General features: G+C 70.7%; 13 protein-coding genes and 5 pseudogenes. 14 read left to right on the top strand and 4 right to left on the bottom strand.

The features are described from left to right. Positions 1 to 103: 103 nt before the first annotated feature. The 3 genes and pseudogenes from ENC19_RS03250 to ENC19_RS03240 all read left to right on the top strand — a co-directional run. Complete coding sequence (locus tag ENC19_RS03250) at positions 104 to 1456, top strand: hemolysin family protein (protein WP_164445625.1); 1353 nt, start codon at positions 104 to 106, stop codon at positions 1454 to 1456. Beyond that, a complete protein-coding gene (locus ENC19_RS03245; protein WP_164445624.1) occupies positions 1453 to 2520 on the top strand; it encodes a hemolysin family protein in 1068 nt (355 codons plus the stop codon). Before ENC19_RS03250 ends, ENC19_RS03245 begins: the two co-directional genes overlap by 4 nt. Positions 2521 to 2529: 9 nt before the next feature. Further along, a pseudogene (locus ENC19_RS03240) lies at positions 2530 to 3447 on the top strand (sporulation protein); the annotation flags it as partial. Between the two features lie 39 nt (positions 3448 to 3486). Here ENC19_RS03240 and leuE read toward each other — a convergent pair. Together leuE and ENC19_RS03230 are read right to left on the bottom strand one after the other, a co-directional pair. Then, a complete protein-coding gene (leuE, locus tag ENC19_RS03235; protein WP_164445623.1) occupies positions 3487 to 4149 on the bottom strand; it encodes a leucine efflux protein LeuE in 663 nt (220 codons plus the stop codon). Further along, a pseudogene (locus ENC19_RS03230) lies at positions 4146 to 5380 on the bottom strand (bifunctional pyridoxamine 5'-phosphate oxidase family protein/GNAT family N-acetyltransferase). Before ENC19_RS03230 ends, leuE begins: the two are co-directional and overlap by 4 nt. Positions 5381 to 5414: 34 nt before the next feature. Between ENC19_RS03230 and ENC19_RS03225 the strand changes: the two are divergent. From ENC19_RS03225 to ENC19_RS03185, 11 genes and pseudogenes are all read left to right on the top strand, one after another. After that, positions 5415 to 6755 (top strand): aminotransferase class I/II-fold pyridoxal phosphate-dependent enzyme, encoded by a 1341-nt coding sequence (locus ENC19_RS03225; protein WP_164445622.1) that lies wholly within the window; start codon positions 5415 to 5417, stop codon positions 6753 to 6755. A gap of 110 nt (positions 6756 to 6865) precedes the next feature. After that, complete coding sequence (locus ENC19_RS03220) at positions 6866 to 7567, top strand: UdgX family uracil-DNA binding protein (RefSeq protein ID WP_164445621.1); 702 nt, start codon at positions 6866 to 6868, stop codon at positions 7565 to 7567. A gap of 32 nt (positions 7568 to 7599) precedes the next feature. Continuing rightward, positions 7600 to 8739 (top strand): acyl-CoA dehydrogenase family protein, encoded by a 1140-nt coding sequence (locus tag ENC19_RS03215; protein ID WP_164445620.1) that lies wholly within the window; start codon positions 7600 to 7602, stop codon positions 8737 to 8739. Positions 8740 to 8807: 68 nt separating this feature from the next. Then, a complete protein-coding gene (locus ENC19_RS03210; protein ID WP_164445619.1) occupies positions 8808 to 10190 on the top strand; it encodes an MFS transporter in 1383 nt (460 codons plus the stop codon). Positions 10191 to 10194: 4 nt separating this feature from the next. Continuing rightward, a complete protein-coding gene (locus tag ENC19_RS03205) occupies positions 10195 to 10395 on the top strand; it encodes a DUF3046 domain-containing protein (RefSeq protein WP_164445618.1) in 201 nt (66 codons plus the stop codon). Between the two features lie 185 nt (positions 10396 to 10580). Then, positions 10581 to 11432: pseudogene (gene recA, locus ENC19_RS31250) on the top strand (recombinase RecA); the annotation flags it as partial. A 60-nt stretch (positions 11433 to 11492) separates the two neighbouring features. Then, positions 11493 to 12047, top strand: a pseudogene (locus tag ENC19_RS31655) (LAGLIDADG endonuclease); the annotation flags it as partial. Positions 12048 to 12218: 171 nt separating this feature from the next. Next, the gene (locus ENC19_RS31240) at positions 12219 to 12719 is read left to right on the top strand and encodes a hypothetical protein (protein WP_269742610.1); all 501 of its coding nucleotides are present in this window, start codon (positions 12219 to 12221) and stop codon (positions 12717 to 12719) included. A gap of 179 nt (positions 12720 to 12898) precedes the next feature. After that, positions 12899 to 13465, top strand: coding sequence for a regulatory protein RecX (locus tag ENC19_RS03195; RefSeq protein ID WP_166457902.1), 567 nt, complete (start codon positions 12899 to 12901; stop codon positions 13463 to 13465). A gap of 779 nt (positions 13466 to 14244) precedes the next feature. Further along, the gene (gene rny / locus ENC19_RS03190; protein ID WP_164445615.1) at positions 14245 to 16011 is read left to right on the top strand and encodes a ribonuclease Y; all 1767 of its coding nucleotides are present in this window, start codon (positions 14245 to 14247) and stop codon (positions 16009 to 16011) included. Positions 16012 to 16270: 259 nt separating this feature from the next. After that, positions 16271 to 16924: pseudogene (locus ENC19_RS03185) on the top strand (ATP-binding cassette domain-containing protein); the annotation flags it as partial. Positions 16925 to 17632: 708 nt separating this feature from the next. On the opposite strand, the gene ENC19_RS03180 reads toward ENC19_RS03185, so the two are convergent. Together ENC19_RS03180 and ENC19_RS03175 are read right to left on the bottom strand one after the other, a co-directional pair. Then, the gene (locus tag ENC19_RS03180; RefSeq protein WP_164445614.1) at positions 17633 to 18619 is read right to left on the bottom strand and encodes an amino acid ABC transporter permease; all 987 of its coding nucleotides are present in this window, start codon (positions 18617 to 18619) and stop codon (positions 17633 to 17635) included. Further along, the gene (locus ENC19_RS03175; RefSeq protein WP_164445613.1) at positions 18616 to 19323 is read right to left on the bottom strand and encodes an amino acid ABC transporter permease; all 708 of its coding nucleotides are present in this window, start codon (positions 19321 to 19323) and stop codon (positions 18616 to 18618) included. Before ENC19_RS03175 ends, ENC19_RS03180 begins: the two co-directional genes overlap by 4 nt. Between the last annotated feature and the right edge of the window lie 3 nt (positions 19324 to 19326).

Genomic DNA, 19326 nt, shown 5'->3' with positions numbered 1-19326 from the left:
ATGACCACATGATCGACTCTTCTGCCCAGGAGGGCAGCAGTAGCCAGCCGGGTAGGCCCCGGCATCCCTACGCACCGACGACCCCGGGAGCCCTGAACCTCCCGTGTTGATCCTCGTCGGTCTTCTTCTGATCGTTGTCTTGACCGTCGCGACGGGGTACTTCGTCGCGCAGGAGTTCGGCTACGTCGCGGTCGACCGCGGCAAGCTGAAGCAGCTCGCCGCCGAAGGTGACCAGGCGTCCGTCCGGGCCCTGGAGGTCGCTGGACGGCTCTCGTTCATGCTCTCCGGCGCACAGCTCGGCATCACCGTGACCGCACTGCTCGTCGGTTACGTCGCCGAGCCGTACCTCGGTGCCGGCCTGGCCGAGCTGCTCGGCGTGGCCGGTGTCTCCACCGGCGTCAGCCTGCCGCTGTCAGTCGCGCTGGCCCTGGTCATCGCCACTGTGGTGCAGATGGTGGTGGGGGAGCTGGCCCCGAAGAACCTGGCCATCGCCCGGCCCGAACAGGTGGCCCGGGCGTTGTCCCGGTCCACCCTGGTCTACCTGGCCATGGCCGGGCCGTTGATCAAGCTCTTCGACAAGTCCGCGGTGCGGCTGCTGCGGCGGGTCGGCATCGAGCCGATCGAGGAACTGCCCAGCGGCGCCACCCCGGAGGACCTGGAACAGATCATCGCCGAGTCCCGGTTGGAGGGGCATCTCGACGCCGACATGTCGGAGCTGCTGGACCGGGGGCTCGACTTCCGGCAGTTGACGGCCGGTGAGGCGATGGTGCCCCGGGTCGACGTGCACACCGTACGCGCGCACGAGCCGGTGAGCCGGGTGGTCGAGCTGCTCGACACCGGCCGCTCCCGCTTCCCGGTACGCGGCGCGGAGGGCGTCGACGACCTGGTCGGCGTGATCGGCATCGCCGACGTGCTCCAGGTACCACCGGCCGAGCGGGCCGCCACCCCGGTCAGCGCGGTCGCCGTACCGCCGCTGCTGGTGCCCGAGACACTGCCGCTGCCCACCGTGCTGGACCGGCTGCGCTCCGGGCACCGCCAGCTCGCCTGCGTGGTCGACGAGTACGGCGGTTTCGCCGGAGTCATCACGCTCGAGGACATCGCCGAGGAACTGGTCGGCCCGATCCGCGACGAGGACGACCCGCCGGAGCGGGCCCCGACGCGGCAGGAGGACGGCTCCTGGGTGGTGCCCGCCCGCTGGCGCATCGACGAGGTCGCCGACAGCACCGGCATCGCCCTGCCCGAGGGGGCCGAGTACGACACCCTCTCCGGGCTGGTCATGCGGGAGCTGGGCCGGGTGCCCGAGGTCGGTGACCGGCTGGAGATCAGCCTGCCGGCCGACGGCGAGAACGGCCAGGTGCCACCGCGCGCCCTGGTCGAGGTGCTCGCGGTGGATCGGCACGTGGCCGACTCGGTCCGCCTCCAGGTCACCGGCGGGCAGTCGGAGGTGACGGCATGAGCACCGGATTCGCGCTGATCACCTCGGTGGTCCTGCTGGCGCTCAACGGCTTCTTCGTCGCCGCCGAGTTCGCCCTGGTGGCGAGCAAGCGGTACCGCCTGGAACAGGCGGCGGCCGGCGGCGGCCGGGCCGCCCGGGCCGCCCTCGACGGCGTGCGTGAGCTGTCGCTGATGCTGGCCGGCGCGCAACTCGGCATCACCCTGTGCACGCTGGGCCTCGGCGCGCTGGCCGAGCCGGCGATCGAGCGGCTGCTCAGTCCGCTGCTGCACGCGGTCGGCGTGCCGTACGGCGCCAGCCACGTGATCGCGTTGATCTTCGCGCTGAGCCTGGTCACCTTCCTGCACCTGGTGGTCGGTGAGATGGCACCGAAGTCCTGGGCGATCACCCACCCGGAGCGGTCCGCGCTGCTGTTGGCCCTGCCGTTCCGGGCCTTCGCCCGGGTGGCCCGCCCGGTGCTGTCGGTGCTCAACGCGGTGGCCAACGCCATGCTGCGGCTGGTGAAGGTGAACCCGCAGGACCAGTTGGCCCAGGTGCACGGCCCGGACGAGCTGCGCATGCTGCTGGAACAGTCCCGGGAACACGGGCTGCTCGGCGCCGCCCAGCACGAACTGCTCACCAGCATGCTGGAGTTGCAGGGCACGACGGTCGCCCAGGTGATGGAACCGTTCGACCGGATGGTGACCGTGCGCCGGGACGATCCGGCGAACCGCATCGAGCAGGTCAGCCGGGACAGCGGCCGGTCCCGGCTGGCGGTGCTGGACGCCGCCGGTGACGTCTGCGGCCTGGTGCACGTACGGGAGGCGGTACGGGCCACCGCCGGTCGACCCGACGCCACCGCGGCGGACCTGATGAACGACGCCATCACGCTGCCCGACACCGCCACCGTGACCGAGGCGGTGGCCGTGATGCGGGCCCGCCAGTCCCAACTCGCCCTGGTCCGCAACGGCGGTGGACCCACCCGGCCGGTCGGCTTCGTCGCGCTGGAGGACCTGCTGGAGGAGGTCATCGGGGAGTTCGACGACGAGACCGATCCGATCCCGCGCGCGGTACGCCGGCTCAGATAGGGGTAACGGGTGCGGCTGACGGGGGTGTCACCGGGATCGGGCGGAACGGGCCTGACGGTGCAGACCGCGCTGGCCAACCCGAGCACCCGTCCCGGCCTGCGCCTGCCGGGGCGGGTGAACCTGATCGCCGGCTCCGTCGACGTAGCGGTCCGGCACGTCCGGCTCGGCCTGGTCAGCACGGTCGAGCCGGACGATCCGGAGGCTCCCCGCCGGCTGGTGCAGTTCCATCAGGCGCAGGTGGCGGACGCGATGGTGCTGCGGGCCGGACGGGCCCGGTCGATCCCGTTCGAGTTCCCGGTGCCGTGGGAGACGCCGGTGACCACGCTGGGTGGGGTGCCCTTGCTCAGCCTGCGGATGGGACTGCGTACCGAGGTGGCGATCGACGCCACCCTGGACCAGGGGGCGATGGTGCCGGTTCTGGTCCATCCGCTGCCGACCCAGCAGCACATCCTGGCCGCCCTGGACACGCTCGGCTTCCGCGTCCGCCAGTCCGGCCTGGTCGACGGCCGGCTACCCGGCGTGGAGCAGGCCCTGCCCCTGCACCAGCGGTGGGGCTTCTGGGTCGGTCCGCTCTACGCCGGGCCGATCACCGAGCTGGAGGTGATCTTCGTGACCAACTCCGCCGGCCTGGAGGTGATCCTCTGGTGCGACCGGCGGTTGGCGCTGGCCGGAATCACCCACACCAGCATCAGCCGGTTCCGGATCTGGCACGTTGGCGCCGACCAGCGGGACTGGGTGAGCACCGTGGACGGGTGGCTGCGCGAAGCGATCAACCGGCACGCCGCCGCCGCGGCACACGCCGACTGGTCAGCCCCCGTCCCCGAGTCGGCCCACGTCAGCCGCCCACCCGACCGGCCGCTGCCACCCGGCCCGACATTCGGTGGCGACGCGGGCGGCGCGGGTGTCGGCGGCGGCGAGGGCGGCGGTGGCGACGGTGGCGGCGGCACGAGATCTCCCGGACGCCGCTCAGCCCTGGGCGAGCTTGAGGCCGAAGCCGAGGAAGAGCGCACCGACCGCGCTTGTCGCGCCGGCCGCCAGCCGGCGACGCCGACTGAACTGGGCGGCCAGGAAGGTACCCGCGAAGATCAACGCAGTCAGGTAGAGCGCGCTGGTCACCTGGGCGATCAGACCGAGCAGCAGGAACGACAGTGCCGGCCAGGGGTAGGTCGGATCGACGAACTGGATGAAGAACGAGACGAAGAACAGGATCGCCTTCGGGTTGAGCAGACTGATCACCAGCGCCTTGCGGAACGGGCTGCGCATCGCCGCCGGCTCCGCGGCATCGATCAACCGCGGGGTGGCCGGGTCGTTGCGTTCCCGCCAGCGTCGCCACGCCCCGCGCAGCATGGTCAACCCCACATAGCCCAGGTACGCCGCGCCCGCGTACTTGATCACAAGGAAGACCGGCGGGTACGCCTTGAGCAGCGACGCCACTCCCGCGGCGGAGAGGAACATCAGGATCGCGTCACCGACCCAGACGCCGCTCGCCGCCCGGTAGCCGACGCCGACGCCACGCCGCGCGGCGGTGGAGAGGACGAACAACGAATTGGGGCCGGGCAGCAGCACGATGGCCACGGTGCCCAGCACGTACGTCCAGAGGTCGGTGATTCCCAGCACGTCCGACATCATCGGGCCGACATGGGCTGGGCACGAAGCCTTTCCCGCAGGCTGACCTGTGCTTTCGGCCACTCGTCGACGGTCATCGCATACTGCACGGTGTCCCGCCACGAGCCGTCCGGCCGCAACCGGTGCATCCGCAGCACCCCCTCCCGGGTCGCGCCGAGCCGCTCGATGGCCCGCTGCGAACGCTCGTTGCGGATGTCGGTGTGCCAGACCACCCGCACCGCGTCGAGTTCGTCGAAGGCGCGGGCGAGCAGCAGCAGCTTCGCCTCGGTGTTGATCCCGGTACGCCACCACGGCCGCCCGAGCATGGTGTGCCCGATCGCCACCGACCGACGCGCCGGGTCGATCTCGTAGTACGAGGTGGAGCCGACCACCGCGCCGGTGACCGCGCACCGTTGCACCCAGGCGACCCGCTGCTGGTCGGCAAGGGCTTCGATGATCACCTCACGCACCTGCCCCGGCCCGGTCGGCAGCGGTCGGGTGAGGTGCCGCCAGACCTCGGCGTCGGCGGTGGCCGCGTACAACTCGTCGGCGTGTGCCAGGTCGAGCGGCTCCAGCAGCACGTGGGCACCGCGCAGCACCGCCGGTTCGTGCCAGGGCGAGCGGCGCGGGCGCAGGTACGGCGGCAGCGGCGCGGTGACCCCGGCGTCCGGCTCCGGCCGGCCGGGGTCAGCCGTAGCGGCACCACCCCGGCCCAGTGCGCCAGGTCGAGATCGGCCGGGTCGTCGCGTACCCCGCCGGTGCGGGTGCGCAGCGACACCTCCGTCAGCGGCAACGCCAGCACGGCGGTCTCGGCCAGCTCCCGTCGGCTCGGCGGTCGGCTGTCCGCCGCGCGGCCGGTGCCGACCTTCTCCACCAGGGCGGTCAGCACGTCGGTCTTCTCGTCCGGGTCGGTGACCAGGTGTGCGGTGCCGTGCGCGATCACCGACCGGTAGTTGGCGCTGTGGTGGAACTGGGAGCGCCCGTAGACCAGCCCGTCGAGCAGGGTGACCGCGACGCATACCGGAAGGCCGTCGACACGGGCCGCGAGCAGCGGCCGGCTGCCGGTGGAGCCGTGCAGGTAGAGCGTGTCGCCGATGCGCACGTGCAGCGTGGGCAGCACCCGGGGCTCGCCGTCGACGGTGAACCCGAGCGCGCAGTGGTACGCCTCGTCGAGTACGGCGTGCGCGGCGATCCGGTCGTAGCTCATCCGGTCCCGGGAACGGCTGGCGGTGGTGCGGGTGGTCTGCGGGTACATGCCTCCACCTTTGTTCTAGTACAATCCCATCTTTGTGTCAGCACGCTATCAGGTGACCGGTGCGACGGCCGTCGAGATTTCGGCCAGCATCGAATCCGCCATCCGCGACGCCGCCCTCGCTCCCGGCGACCCACTGCCACCGGTGCGCACGCTCGCCGCCGACCTGGCCGTCAGCCCCGCCACCGTCTCCCGGGCCTACGCCGAGCTGCGCCGTCGCGGACTCGTCGTCACCGCCGGCCGGCGCGGCACCCGGGTACGCCCCCGACCGCCGGTCGCCGCCCGCCGAGCCGCCCTGCGCCCGCCGCCCGCACCCGGTCTGCGTGACCTGTCCCGAGGTCAACCCGACCAGCGGCTGCTGCCGCCGCTGCGTCGGCACCTGGCCGCCCTCGCCGACACCGTCGGCGACCCCGTGGGCTATCCCGACCTCGGTGTGCTACCCGAGATGACCGAGGCGGCCGGGGCTCGACTGGCCGCCGACGGGGTACCAGCGCCCGGGCTGACCCTCACCGGCGGTGCACTGGACGGCATCGAGCGTCTGCTCGACGCGCACCTGCGCCACGGTGACGCGGTCGCCGTGGAGGATCCGGGCTGGGCCGGCCTGCTCGACCTGCTGGCCGCCCTCGGGCTACGGCCGATCGGCATGCCCGTCGACGACGACGGGCCGATCGTCGCGGGAGTCGCCGCCGCCCTCGACGCCGGAGCACGAGCGCTCATCGTGACCAGCCGGGCCCAGAACCCCACCGGCGCGGCAATCTCCGCCGACCGGGCCGACGCCCTACGCGCCCTGCTCGCCAGCCGGGCCGACCTGCTGCTGATCGAGGACGACCACGCCGCCGAACTGGCTCGCGTACCGCTGCACCCGCTCGCCGGAGCCACCACCCACTGGGCCTTCCTCCGCTCGGTCAGCAAGCCCTTCGGCCCCGACCTGCGCCTGGCCGTGCTGGCCGCGGACGAGACCACGGTGGCGCGGGTGGCCGGCCGGGCAAGGGTCGGCACCGGCTGGGTCTCCACCGTGCTGCAACGGCTCGTGCTCTCGCTCTGGGCGGACCCGGAGACGACCGCCCTTGTCGACCGGGCGGCGCAGAGTTACGAACGACGGCGTCACGCGCTGGTCACCGCCCTCACCGACCGTGGCCTGCCCGCCCACGGCCGCACCGGCATCAACGTCTGGGTACCGGTGGACGACGAGACCAGCGCGCTGACCGTGCTCCGCGACGCCGGCTGGGTGGTCGCGCCGGGCGCGCTCTACCGGATCGCCGGCCCGCCCGGACTGCGCATCACCGTCAGCGACCTGCACGACAAGGAGATCCCGGCGTTCGCCGACACGGTCGCCCACGCGGCCCGCCCCACCCCGCCCCCAGGCTTCACCGCCTGAGCAGACCCCTGCCGCCCCCACGACACGTGAGGCGTGAACGGTCGGGCGCGCGGAGCGACGCGTCGCCGCTGGCTCGCGTGGGCCGCACCGAACCGGGTAGAACAGTCGCCATGGCCGACACCGACACCGCGCCCGGCGCACAGCGGTTCATTCCGCCGCAGGCCGACACCCTCGACGAGCTGCGGGCGGCCGCCACCGGCTGCCGGGGCTGCGAGCTGTACCGGGACGCCACACAGACCGTCTTCGGCCGAGGCGACGCCAGCGCCCGGGTGGTCTTCGTCGGTGAGCAGCCCGGCGACATTGAAGACCAGAAGGGGCTGCCCTTCGTCGGCCCGGCCGGTCGGCTGCTCCGCAAGGCGGTCGACGACGCCGGCCTCGACCCGGCCCACATCTACCTCACCAACGCCGTGAAGCACTTCCGCTTCGAAGTACGCGGCAAGCGGCGCATCCACCAGACCCCCGACCGGGTACACATCACCGCCTGTCGGCCCTGGCTGGTGGCCGAGTTCGCCCAGCTGGCCCCCGAGGTGATCGTGGTACTCGGGGCGACCGCGGCGAAGGCGCTGCTCGGCCCGACGTTCCGGGTCACCCGTCAGCGCGGTGAGCTGCTGCCCTGGCCGGCCGCCGCCCAGCGCCCCGAGGACTTCCACCAGGTGCCGGTCGACAACACCGGCCACGCCGCCGACGCACCACCGGCCCAACTGCTGGCCACCATCCACCCGTCCGCCGTGCTGCGAGCCGACAACCAGGACGTCGCGTACGACGGGCTGGTCGCCGACCTCACCGTCGTCTCCCGCGCCCTCGCCGGCTGACGCCCGCGCCCGGCGGTGCCACACTTGCCGCCATGCAGCAGCACCTCTACCAGCCCGACCACGACGCGTTCCGCGACCTGTGCCGACGCTTCCTGGACCGCGAGGCCGTGCCGTACCACGACCGCTGGGAGGCCGACGGCATCGTCGACCGCGAGGTGTGGCGGAAGGCCGGCGCCGCCGGACTGCTCGGCCCGGACGTCGACGAGGCGTACGGCGGCGGCGGACAGCGGGACTTCCGGTACAACGCCGTCCTGGTCGAGGAAATCGTCAACTCGGGCTGCTCCGGGCTCGGCTTCGGCCTGCACAACGACGTGGTCGCGCCGTACCTCACCGAGCTGACCACCGAGGATCAGCGCCAGCGCTGGCTGCCCCGGTTCTGCTCCGGCGACCTGGTCACCGCCATCGCGATGAGCGAACCCGGCGCCGGCTCCGACCTGGCCGGCGTCCGCACCACCGCCGTCCGCGACGGCGACAGCTACCTGCTCAACGGGCAGAAGACGTTCATCACCAACGGTGAGCTGGCCGACCTGGTGATCGTGGTGGCCCGTACCGCCGACGAGGGCGCCCACGGCGTGAGCCTGATCGCGGTGGAGACCGGGACCGCCGGCTTCACCCGGGGTCGCCGGCTGGCCAAGGTCGGGCTGAAGGCCAACGACACCGCCGAACTCTTCTTCGACGACTGTCGGGTACCGGCCGCCAACCTCCTCGGCACCGAGAACCACGGCTTCTACCACCTGATGGCCAACCTGCCCCGGGAACGGCTCAGCATCGCCGTGGCCGCGGTCGCCGCCGCGGAACGGCTGCTCGCCCTCACCCTCGACTACGCGCGTACCCGGGAGGCGTTCGGCCGGCCCATCGGGAAGTTCCAGCACAACCGGTTCCTCCTCGCCGAACTGGACACCGAGGTCACCATCGCGCGGACCTTCGTCAACCACTGCGTTGCCGAGTTCAACGCCGGCCGGCTGTCGGTGACCGACGCGGCCAAGGCCAAGTGGTGGACCACGGAGTTGCAGAACCGGGTCGCCGACCGGTGCGTGCAGTTGCACGGCGGCTACGGCTTCATGGCGGAGTACCCGGTGGCGCGGGCCTGGTTGGACAGCCGGGTGCAGACCATCTACGGCGGCACCACGGAGATCATGAAGGAGATCATCGGCCGCGGCCTGGGGCTGTGACGAAAACCGGGCTGCCGACCGTCGGTCGGGTGCGAAAGGATGGTCACCCCTTACCAAGGAGCCTCCCGTTGGCCACTGACCTGACGACCACACCGGCGTACCCGGACGTCGCGCCCATCCAGCGGCGCACCCTGCGGCTGCTCTTCACCACCCAGGTCGTCGGCGGCATCGGCGTGACCATCGGCATCGCCGTCGGCGCCCTGCTCGCCGCCGAGATCGCCGGCACCGCCGTGGCCGGCCTGGCGCAGAGCGCCGCCGTGGTCGGTGCGGCCCTGCTCGCCGTCCCGGTCACCCGGATCATCACCGGGTACGGCCGCCGCCCCGGCCTGGCCGTCGCGTACCTGGTCGGGGCGGTGGGCGGAGCGCTCGTGGTGCTCGCCGCGGCGACCCGGTCGGTCCCGCTGCTCTTTCTCGGCATGCTCCTCTTCGGCGGCGGCTCCGCCGCCAACCTCCAGGCCCGCTACGCCGCGGTCGACCTCGCCGAACCGGACCGGCGCGCCCGACAACTGTCGCTGATCGTCTGGGCCACCACCATCGGCGCGGTGGCCGCCCCGAACTTCGCCGCCCTCGCCGACCGGACCACCAGCGGCTGGGGGCTGCCGGCACTGTCCGGCCCGTTCGCGTTCAGCGCCGTCGCGTTCGTGCTCGCCGCCGGCGTACTGCTGCTGTGGTTGCGGCCCGATCCGCTGCTCACCGCGCGCCGGCTCGCGGCGGCCCGGGCCGGCGAGTCCGAGCCGACCCCGCCCGGTCCGCCACCGGCACCGGCCGAGCCGGCCCAGGCGGCGTCCGCGCTCGCCCCGGCCGGCCCGATCCCGGCGCCGGCCGCGCCGGCCCGGCGCGGCGGAGGCATGCGCGCCGCCTGGTCGGTGGTACGCGCCCGACCGGCCGCCCGGCTCGGCGTGTCCGCCGTGGCCGTGGGCCATCTGGTGATGGTGGCGGTGATGGCGATGACCCCGGTGCACCTGCGGGAGTACTACGCCGTCGACGAGGTGCTGCCGGTGGTCGGGCTGGTGCTGAGCCTGCACATCGCCGGCATGTACGCGCTGGCGCCGGTGGTCGGCTGGCTCGCCGACCGGTTCGGCCGGCGCCCGGTCATCCTCGGCGGGATCGCGACGCTGCTGGCCGCCTGCGCGGTCGCCGGCACCGCCGGGCACCACACGCCCCGGCTCACCGTCGGGCTGATCCTGCTCGGGCTCGGCTGGTCGGCGACCATGGTGGCCGGCTCCACCCTGCTGTCGGAGTCGGTGCCGGACGAGGTGCGGCCCAGCGCCCAGGGGCTGTCCGACCTGCTCATGGGGCTGGCGGGCGCGTTGGCCGGAGCACTCAGCGGGTTTGTCATGCAACTCGCGGGCTATCCCGTGCTCACCCTGCTCGCCGCGGTCGCGGTGGCACCCCTGCTGGCGCTAGCGTTGCGTCCGGTGCCGGTGGGTGCACCGGACAGGAGGGACTGATCACGTGCGGCTGACCGACTTCTGGGCGCGCCTGGCCGAGGCGTTCGGGCCGGCGTACGCGGCCAGCATCGCCAGCGACCAGGTGCTGTCGGAACTCGGTGGACGGACCATCGAGCAGGCCCTCAGGGCCGGCGTGGAGACGCACGTGGTGTGGCGTGCCGTGGTCGCGGCCTATCCGGACCGCGTCCCCGCCCGGCTACGCTGAGCAGCCGATTCGTTACTTCCGCGTGTCTCTTGCCGAGTCGTACACCTGTTCGGCTATTGTCCACAGCGAGGTGCTCGTCCACAGGCCACGGCCAGTCGGCTGGTTTTCTGTCGGACCCAGCGCCTAGCGTGTCCCGCGTGACGCGAAGCTCAGGAAAGACGCCGGCGAAGGCAGGGGTGGCAACGATGGCGGCAGGTCCTGACCGGGAGAAGGCGCTCGACCTTGCTCTCGCTCAGATCGACAAGCAGTTCGGCAAGGGCTCGGTGATGCGGCTGGGGGAGCGACCGGTCATCCAGACCTCGGTCATCCCGACCGGCTCCATCGCGCTCGACGTGGCGCTCGGCGTGGGCGGTCTGCCCCGTGGTCGGGTCGTCGAGGTGTACGGCCCGGAGAGCAGCGGTAAGACCACGGTCGCCCTGCACGCGGTGGCCAACGCCCAGCGGGCCGGCGGCATCGCCGCCTTCATTGACGCCGAGCACGCGCTCGACCCGGAGTACGCCAGGGCACTCGGTGTCGACACCGACGCCCTGCTGGTCTCCCAGCCGGACACCGGCGAGCAGGCGTTGGAGATCGCGGACATGCTGGTCCGCTCCGGCGCGATCGACATCATCGTGATCGACTCGGTCGCCGCGCTGGTGCCGCGCGCCGAGATCGAGGGGGAGATGGGCGACAGCCACGTGGGTCTCCAGGCCCGGCTGATGAGCCAGGCGCTGCGGAAGATCACCGGCGTGCTCAACAACACCGGCACCACCGCCATCTTCATCAACCAGCTCCGCGAGAAGATCGGCGTCATGTTCGGGTGCATGTCGTACTCGACCCGGGTCACGCTGGCCGACGGCACGCAGGAGAAGATCGGCAAGATCGTCAACCAGCGGATGAATGTCGAGGTTCTCTCCTACAACCCGGACACCGACCGGGTGGAGCCGAAGCGGATCACCAACTGGTTCAACAACGGTCCGGCGGAGCAGTTCCTCCAGTTCACCGTCGCCAAGTCGGGCGGCAACGGGCGGGCGCAGTTCGCCGCCACCGCCAACCACCTGGTACGCACTCCGGGGGGCTGGCGGGAGGCGGGTGAGCTGATCGCCGGTGACCGGGTGATGCTCGCCGAGTCACGCCGCCTCAGCGAGCAGCAGTGGCAGGTCGTGCTCGGCTCGCTGATGGGCGATGGTGCCCTGTCGCCGAACCGCCAGGACCGCTCCGGTGTCCGCTTCCGCCTTGGCCACGGTGCACAGCAGGTCGACTATCTCGACTGGAAGGTCTCGCTGCTGGGCAACATCGGCCACTCCCGGCGTACCGACGCCCGGGGAGCGGCTTTCGTCGACTTCACTCCGCTGCCGGAGTTGGACGAGTTGCGCCGCGCGGTCTACCTGGGTGACGGCAAAAAGCACCTCAGCTGGGACTACCTCAAGGCGCTGACTCCGCTGGCGCTCGCGGTGTGGTACATGGATGACGGTTGCTTCACCGTCCGTTCCAAGGGCCTCCAGGAGCGCACGGCCGGCGGCTCCGGCCGGATCGAGATCTGCGTCGAGGCGATGGCGGAGGGCAGCCGCGACCGTCTGGTGGAGCATCTGCGCGGCGCGTACGGGATGGACGTGAAGCTGGTCGCCCGGGGGGCCCGGCAGACGGCGTCGATCGTCTTCACCACCGAGTCGTCGGCGAGGTTCCAGGAACTGGTCGCTCCCTACGTGCCGGCGGCGATGGGGGCCATGCTGCTGCCGCGCTTCCGGGGCCAGTGCGCCGTCGAGCCGCAGTTCGTCGCGGCGGAGCTGATGCCGGTGCCGGCGCGGGTCATCGATGTCCGGGTCAAGCCGAAGACCCGCTCGATGAACCGGTTCGACATCGAGGTCGAGGGCAACCACAACTACTTCGTCGACGGCGTCATGGTGCACAACAGCCCCGAGACCACCACCGGTGGGCGGGCGCTGAAGTTCTACGCCTCGGTCCGGCTCGACGTGCGGCGCATCGAGAGTCTGAAGGACGGCACCGACGTGGTCGGTAACCGCACCCGGGTCAAGGTCGTGAAGAACAAGGTCGCATCGCCGTTCAAGCAGGCCGAGTTCGACATCATGTACGGCAAGGGCATCTCCCGCGAGGGTTCGCTGATCGACGTCGGTGTCGAGCAGTCGATCATCCGCAAGTCCGGCGCCTGGTACACCTACGAGGGCGACCAGTTGGGCCAGGGCAAGGAGAAGGCCCGCGAGTTCCTCCGGGAGAACCCGGACGTGGCCGCCGAGATCGAGAAGAAGATCCTGGAGAAGCTCGGCGTCGGGGTCGGCGCGGGCGACGCCGCCGGTGGCCCGGAGCTGCCGCCGGTCGACTTCTGATCCTGAGTCGTGGCAGGACGACGTGCCCGCACGGGGCGGGGCTGGGATGCCAGCCCGCCCCGCGCGGGTGACGCCACACCACGTCCCCGCCGGGGCCGCCGCGCCGCCGGAGGCCCGCCGACCCGGGTGACCCCTCGGACGCGTCGGGCCGGGCCGGTTCCGCCCGACGGGCCGGCGGTTTGGCAACCGGTGACGCGGCAGCCGCGCCTCGTGACGAGGCCGAGGTGGCCCGGGAGATCTGTCTGCGGCAGCTCGCGGTGCGCCCGCGTACCCGTGCCGAGCTGGCCACCGCGTTGGCGCGGCGGGGCATCTCCGAGGAGACCGCAGCCCAGGTCCTCGACCGGTACGACGAGGTCGGCATCATCGACGACGCCGCGTTCGCCCGGGCCTGGGTGAGCAGCCGACACGCCGGCCGTGGACTGGCGCGCCGGGCGCTGGCCAACGAGCTGCGTCAGCGCGGCGTGGACGGCGACACGGCCAGCGAGGCGTTGGACGAGCTGGACGAGACCACCGAGGCGGAGACCGCCCGCGCGCTGGTGGAGCGGAAACTGCGGACCGTCCGGGGTGAGCCGGACGCGGTGTTCCGGCGGCTGGTCGGCATGCTGGCCCGTAAGGGCTACCCGGCCGGTGTCGCGATCCGGGCGGTGAAGGACGCGATCGCCGCACAGAGCGCCGAGGCGGCCGAGTTCGCCGAGCAGATCGACGCCGACGCCCTCGCCGACGCCGAGGGTGAGATCGACCGTTGACCGCGCGTTCGCGCCATCCTGCCGTCCACCCGACGTGATCTCGGGCCGGCCCGTCACAGGGCCGCAGGCGATGCGACGAGCGCGGGTGCGACGACCGCCTCCGTGACGTGACCAGCCCCGATGAGTCAACTCGGCGTTGGTCGTTCGTCTTTTTTGCCCGCTGGCGTCCGAGTGTTCATTGGCGGAGGGTGACGAGTTAACTTCTCTCCGTCCGGGTGGTTTGATCATCTGTTCTTGACCGGAGGCCGGTTGAGACCTAGCCTCGCCATAAAGGCTCACATTGCCCGACCAAGCGCAGGCTAAGCGCACAACATAGATCCCGTAACAGAACAGCATCACTTTGGCCGGCACCTTCGGCCGCGTACGTCAGCTCCGGACAGGCCGGTCCGGGCTCGCGTGACACTGCACCCGGCCCGCCTACGGCCGTCAGGACGTCGGCGGAGGAAGCCAACCCACGGCCATGCGCTCCGGTCGGGCGTCCAGAGTCGCAGGAGCGTGCCCACCCGGCAGGCTGTTGCGGCGCGACGGTTCAGGGGAGGCGCGCCATGGCGAGGCGGCACAGGTTCACCGGAGTCCCGGCATGAGCGAGCGGAGCGGGCCGACCGTGCGGCTTTGTCCGGCGCTGCCCGTCAGGGGTGCGCGGCGGAACGGAGTGTCGGCATGAGCGCGGGGGCGGGTGCTCCCGGTGCGGCGGAGTCCGGGGCCGGCGACGACGGTGAGCAGAGTTCCGGTCCACCTGCCGCAGCGGTGGCCGGTGACGGTCCGGGCGGAGCCGGCCGATGAGCGCCTTCGACGTCGTGATCCTGGTCGCCGTGCTGGTGCTGACCCTCGTGGTGCTCGGCGCGGTGCTGCTCGGGGTGCGGCTGATGCGGGGTCTGCTGACCCGTCCGGCACCGGAGGATCCGGCGTTCATCGCGGAGAAGGACCGGCAGGAGCAGTCGCTGGCCGCGCTGCGTACCGCCGCTGACGAGGTCAACAGCACCATCGACGTGGCGAAGTCCGCGGCGGCGGCGGCCCGCGCCGAGGCGGCGGCGGCCAAGGCCGAGGCGAAGGCCGCCCGGGCGGAGGCGCGGCGGGTGCTCGACGACGCCCGCGCCGAGGCGGACACGGTGTTGGAACGGGCGCACAAGCAGGCCGAGGCGGACGCCGAGCAGTTGCGCACGGCGGCCCGGCGCAGCGGTGAGCGGGAGGTGGCGGTGTTGGCCGCGACCACCCGGGAGCAGGCGGCCGAGGTGGAGCGGCGGGCGACCCGGATGGACGAGCGGGAGCGGCTGCACACCGAGGAGGTGGAGCGGCTCGCGGAGCGGGAACGCCAGCTCACCGCGGCCAACGCGGCGCTGACGGCCCGTGAGGCGGCGTTGGCCGAGCGGGAGGCCGATCTCGCCGAGGTGGAGAACCAGCGGCGACGTGAGTTGGAGCGGGTCGCCGGGTTGACCGCCGACGCCGCGCGGGCCGAGTTGGTCGAGGCGATCGAGGGCCAGGCGAAGCGGGAGGCCGCGCTGCTGGTCCGGGACATCGAGTCCGACGCGAGGTCGACCGCCGAGCAGCGGGCCCGGCACATCGTGGTGGACGCCATCCAGCGGGTGGCCAGCGAGCAGACCGCCGAGAGCGTGGTCAGCGTGTTGCACCTGCCGGGCGACGAGATGAAGGGTCGGATCATCGGCCGGGAGGGCCGCAACATCCGGGCCTTCGAGTCGGTCACCGGGGTGAACCTGATCATCGACGACACTCCCGAGGCGGTGCTGCTGTCGTGCTTCGACCCGGTGCGCCGGGAGGTGGGCCGGTTGACGCTGGAGAAGCTGGTGCTGGACGGCCGGATCCACCCGCACCGCATCGAGGAGGTGCACGAACTGGCCCGCCAGGAGGTGGACCAGCTCTGCCACCGGGCCGCCGAGGACGCCCTGGTGGAGGTCGGCATCACCGAGATCCACCCGGAGCTGGTCACCCTGCTGGGCCGGTTGCGCTACCGCACGTCGTACGGGCAGAACGTGCTCAAGCACCTGGTGGAGACCGCGCACATCGCCGGGGTGATGGCGGCCGAGCTGCGGCTGGACGTGCCGTTGATCAAGCGGTCGGCGTTCCTGCACGACATCGGCAAGGCGCTCACGCACGAGGTGGAGGGCAGCCACGCCATCATCGGCGCGGACGTGGCCCGCAAGTACGGCGAGAGCGAGGACGTGGTGCACGCCATCGAGGCGCACCACAACGAGGTGCCGCCGCAGACCGTGGAGGCGGTGCTGACCCAGGCGTCGGACGCCTGCTCGGGCGGGCGGCCGGGAGCGCGGCGGGAGAGCCTGGAGGCGTACGTCAAGCGGCTGGAACGCATCGAGGAGATCGCCGCCGGCAAGGTCGGGGTGGACAAGGTCTTCGCCATGCAGGCGGGCCGCGAGATCCGGGTGATGGTCAAGCCCGACGACGTCGACGACATCGGTGCGGCGGTGCTGGCCCGGGACGTGGCCAAGCAGGTCGAGGAGGAGTTGACCTATCCGGGTCAGATCCGGGTGACGGTGGTCCGCGAGTCCCGGGTGACCGAGATCGCCCGCTGACCGGGAGAAGATATCGGGCTCTTGGTACTACCGAGCGCAGGGGGGATATATGGACTAACAGTACCAATCTGCCAAGGTCATTACGCAGAGACGTCGCCATGCCTGCCAGGCATTAGACCGACAGTTGAATCGAGGCAGGTAAGACGACGGCGGGGTTCCTCGAGCAAATCCTTATTGATCGGCTGATGGCTTTGTTGACAGCTTCACCTCGCCCGGCTACCAATCTTCTTTACGCTACTGGCCCTATGGTCAAAGCACTCTCGTCAAGCTGCTGTGCCGACTCTATGAGCCCTCTCGGGGGGTCATACTTTTCGATGGCAAGAATGCCCGTGATCTTGATCCCTCGGAGATCCGACGTCGCATGACTGCAGTTTTCCAAGATTTTATGAGCTACGATCTGACTGTCGCGGAAAATATCGCGGTAGGCAACATCGAGCGCCGCGCGGACCGTGCCGCAGTGCGGAAGGCTGCTGAGAAGGCGGGACTAAGCGACGAGATTGACGCCCTGCCCAGCGGTTACGAAACCCTGTTAAGCAAGACTTTTATGGCCGACGATGAAAATGCCGACGTCTCGCTGTTGTCTGGTGGCCAGTGGCAGCGTCTCGCGATTGCCAGGGCGTTACTACGTGAGGATGCAGTCATTGCCATTCTCGATGAGCCAACATCAGGTCTAGACGCGCTTGCTCAGCGCCGCCTCCGTGAGGTCTTGAAATCAATAGGGGGCCGCAAGACGACGTTGCTAATCTCCCACCAACTCGGGTCGTTGCGCCACCTCGACCGCATCTTCGTTTTGGATGGCGGCCAACTCGTGGAGCAGGGCACACATTATGAACTGGTTGAGGCGGACAACCTTTACGCAGCTCTTTTCGCCGCTCAAGCAGAGGGCTACGCTGCCGATGCGCGTTCGCGCTGACATCTAGGCCTTCCGGCCTGTCGGCGCACGGGCGATCATGATCAGCTGTCGGTGTACGAGTTGCGCAACCGGCACCGCTTCGTAATGCTCGGGCGGGGTGTGGCACCCGTTCGCGCCGGGGGGTGTCTCGGCACACCACCGCGACACCGGGATGGTCGCGCAGCCATGTTTCCGGCGTTGCCACCCTACAGGGGGATAGCATATCGATGGGCTTTCGGATGACCGCCTTGAGTAGAACTGTGGCGTAACGCTGACGTCACCGCAGGGCGGTTTGCCGGGACATGACGACCATCGCCAGGGCCGACACCACCCGAGCGTCCTGCGGCCGGCCAGCCGACGCACCACCCCAGCGATCTGGAAGATAAGGTGGGGTGTGCGGCGATGGTAACGGATCAGAGCACCCGGAAGCTGCTCTTAGAATCCTGACGGCGCCAGCCTAGGGCACGCCGGACGGCGCATGCGTGTCCGCATCACCACCAGCCGGGCATTGACCGACACGTCCGCGATGGCTCGCTGATGCTACCCGTGCACCCGGCCCGCTACCGCCTCACAGCCCGGACAGCCTACCCTCCATTCAGGAGCCGGGGGCCCGTACTAGACTTGAGTTGTAACGGTTTAGTGACCACTCCAGCCGCAGTCGGTCAGGAGGGGTTCGGGTCTCGGGGGCGGGCGGGAACTCTGCCCACGCGAACAAACCAGCTAAGAATGTCAGGTGGCGGTGCCGGCTACCGCTTCGGTCTCCTGCACAGTGGTCGATTCGCCTCCGGTCGTCGCCGGCTTCGACTTGCGTGCGGTACGTCGCCCCTTGGCGAGACGACGCTGGGCGTATTCGGCCAGCTTCGACAGCAGGTAGTTGACGGCGATGTAGATGACGCCGACGACGACGTACACCTGGATCGGGTTGTCCAGGACCTGGATGATGAAGCTGCTCTTCCGCAGCACTTCCTCGTAGCTGATGATGAAGCCGAGCGATGTGTCCTTGAGCACGACAACGAGCTGGCTGATCAGTGCCGGAAGCATGATCCGGAACGCCTGCGGCAACAGGATCATGCGGGTCGCCTGGAATGAGGTCAGCCCGATCGCGTCGGCCGCCTCGCGCTGGCCGCCGGGCAGGCCCTCCATGCCGGAGCGGAGGATCTCACCGATCACCACGCCGTTGTAGATGGTCAGACCGAGCACCAGGTACCAGAGGATGTCGCCGAGGTCCACGCCGAGCACCGGGAGGCCGCTCGCGCAGAAGAAGATCGTGATGACGACCGGCAGCCCTCGGAAGACCTCGACGAAGAACCTGGTCACCCCGTTGAGGAGCCAGCTCAGGGCGCGTACGGCCAGTGCAACCGGCGCGGGAAGGCTGTCGAACCGGCGGCGCATCAGCGACTTGAGCTGCACCCGCAGCACCGCCAGGAGGGTGCCGAAGGCCAGCGAGCTGACGATGGCGAGCGCGGCGGCCGTCAGGGTCGCCCGGAAGCCCTGTCCGAGCTGGGTCCACACCTGACCGAAGACCTCGTTGCCCGGGTCGATCAGGGGGCCCCACCGCTCCATCGAGAACTGGCCGCGTTCGTCGAGCGGGCGGTAGACGAGGAAGTACAGTCCGGCCACAGCGGCGAGCGCGGCGAGGATGCTCGAGATAAGGGTGATCCGGCGGGCCCGTGGTCCCGGGGCGTCGTAGAGGACCGACATCGAATCGTTGCTCATCGGGCCACCGCCTGCCGGCGCTCCACCCGGTCCAGCAACAGGCCGAGGGGCACGGTGAGGATCAGGTAGCCCAGGCTGATGCCGATGAAGACGGGGATGATCGGGAAACCGCCGGCGCTGGTGAGTGACTGGGCGCTGGCGGACAGGTCACCGGCGACGCCGAAGAAACCGGCCAGGGCCGAATTCTTGATCATGGCGATCAGGACGCTGCCGAGCGGCACGACCGCTCCTTTCCATGCCTGGGGCAGGACGACGTACCGCAGGTTCTGGGTGAAGGTGAGCCCGATCGCCCGGGCCGCCTCGGCCTGGCCGCTGGGTACACCGTTCACGCCGCTGCGGATCGCCTCGGCCACGAACGCGGCCGTGTAGACGCTGAGCGCGATGAGGGCGAACCGGAAGTACGGCAGGTCGGTGCCGAGACGTTTGAAGATCTGGTCCAGTCCGGGGATCCGGAGGAAGTCCGCGTTGGAGCCGAGGGCCGGCAGGGCGAACGCGGCGAAGAACATGACGATCGTGAGTGGGCAGTTGCGCAGGACCGTGACGTACGTGCTGCCGAGCCAGCGCAGCGGTGGCACGGGTGAGATCCGCATCACGGCCACGAGGACGCCGATGATCAACGCCCCCGTGGCCGCCAGGATGCAGAACTGAAGGGTGACGAAGAATCCGTTGCGAAAGACGTCGAAGTTGTTGACGAGAACGTCCACAAA

The organism is Verrucosispora sioxanthis (genome assembly GCF_010560025.1).
GTDB classification, from domain to species: Bacteria; Actinomycetota; Actinomycetes; order Mycobacteriales; family Micromonosporaceae; genus Micromonospora; species Micromonospora palythoicola.
The sequence above is the reverse complement of the archived record's forward strand: the minus strand, read 5'-3'. Positions and strand labels throughout refer to the sequence as shown.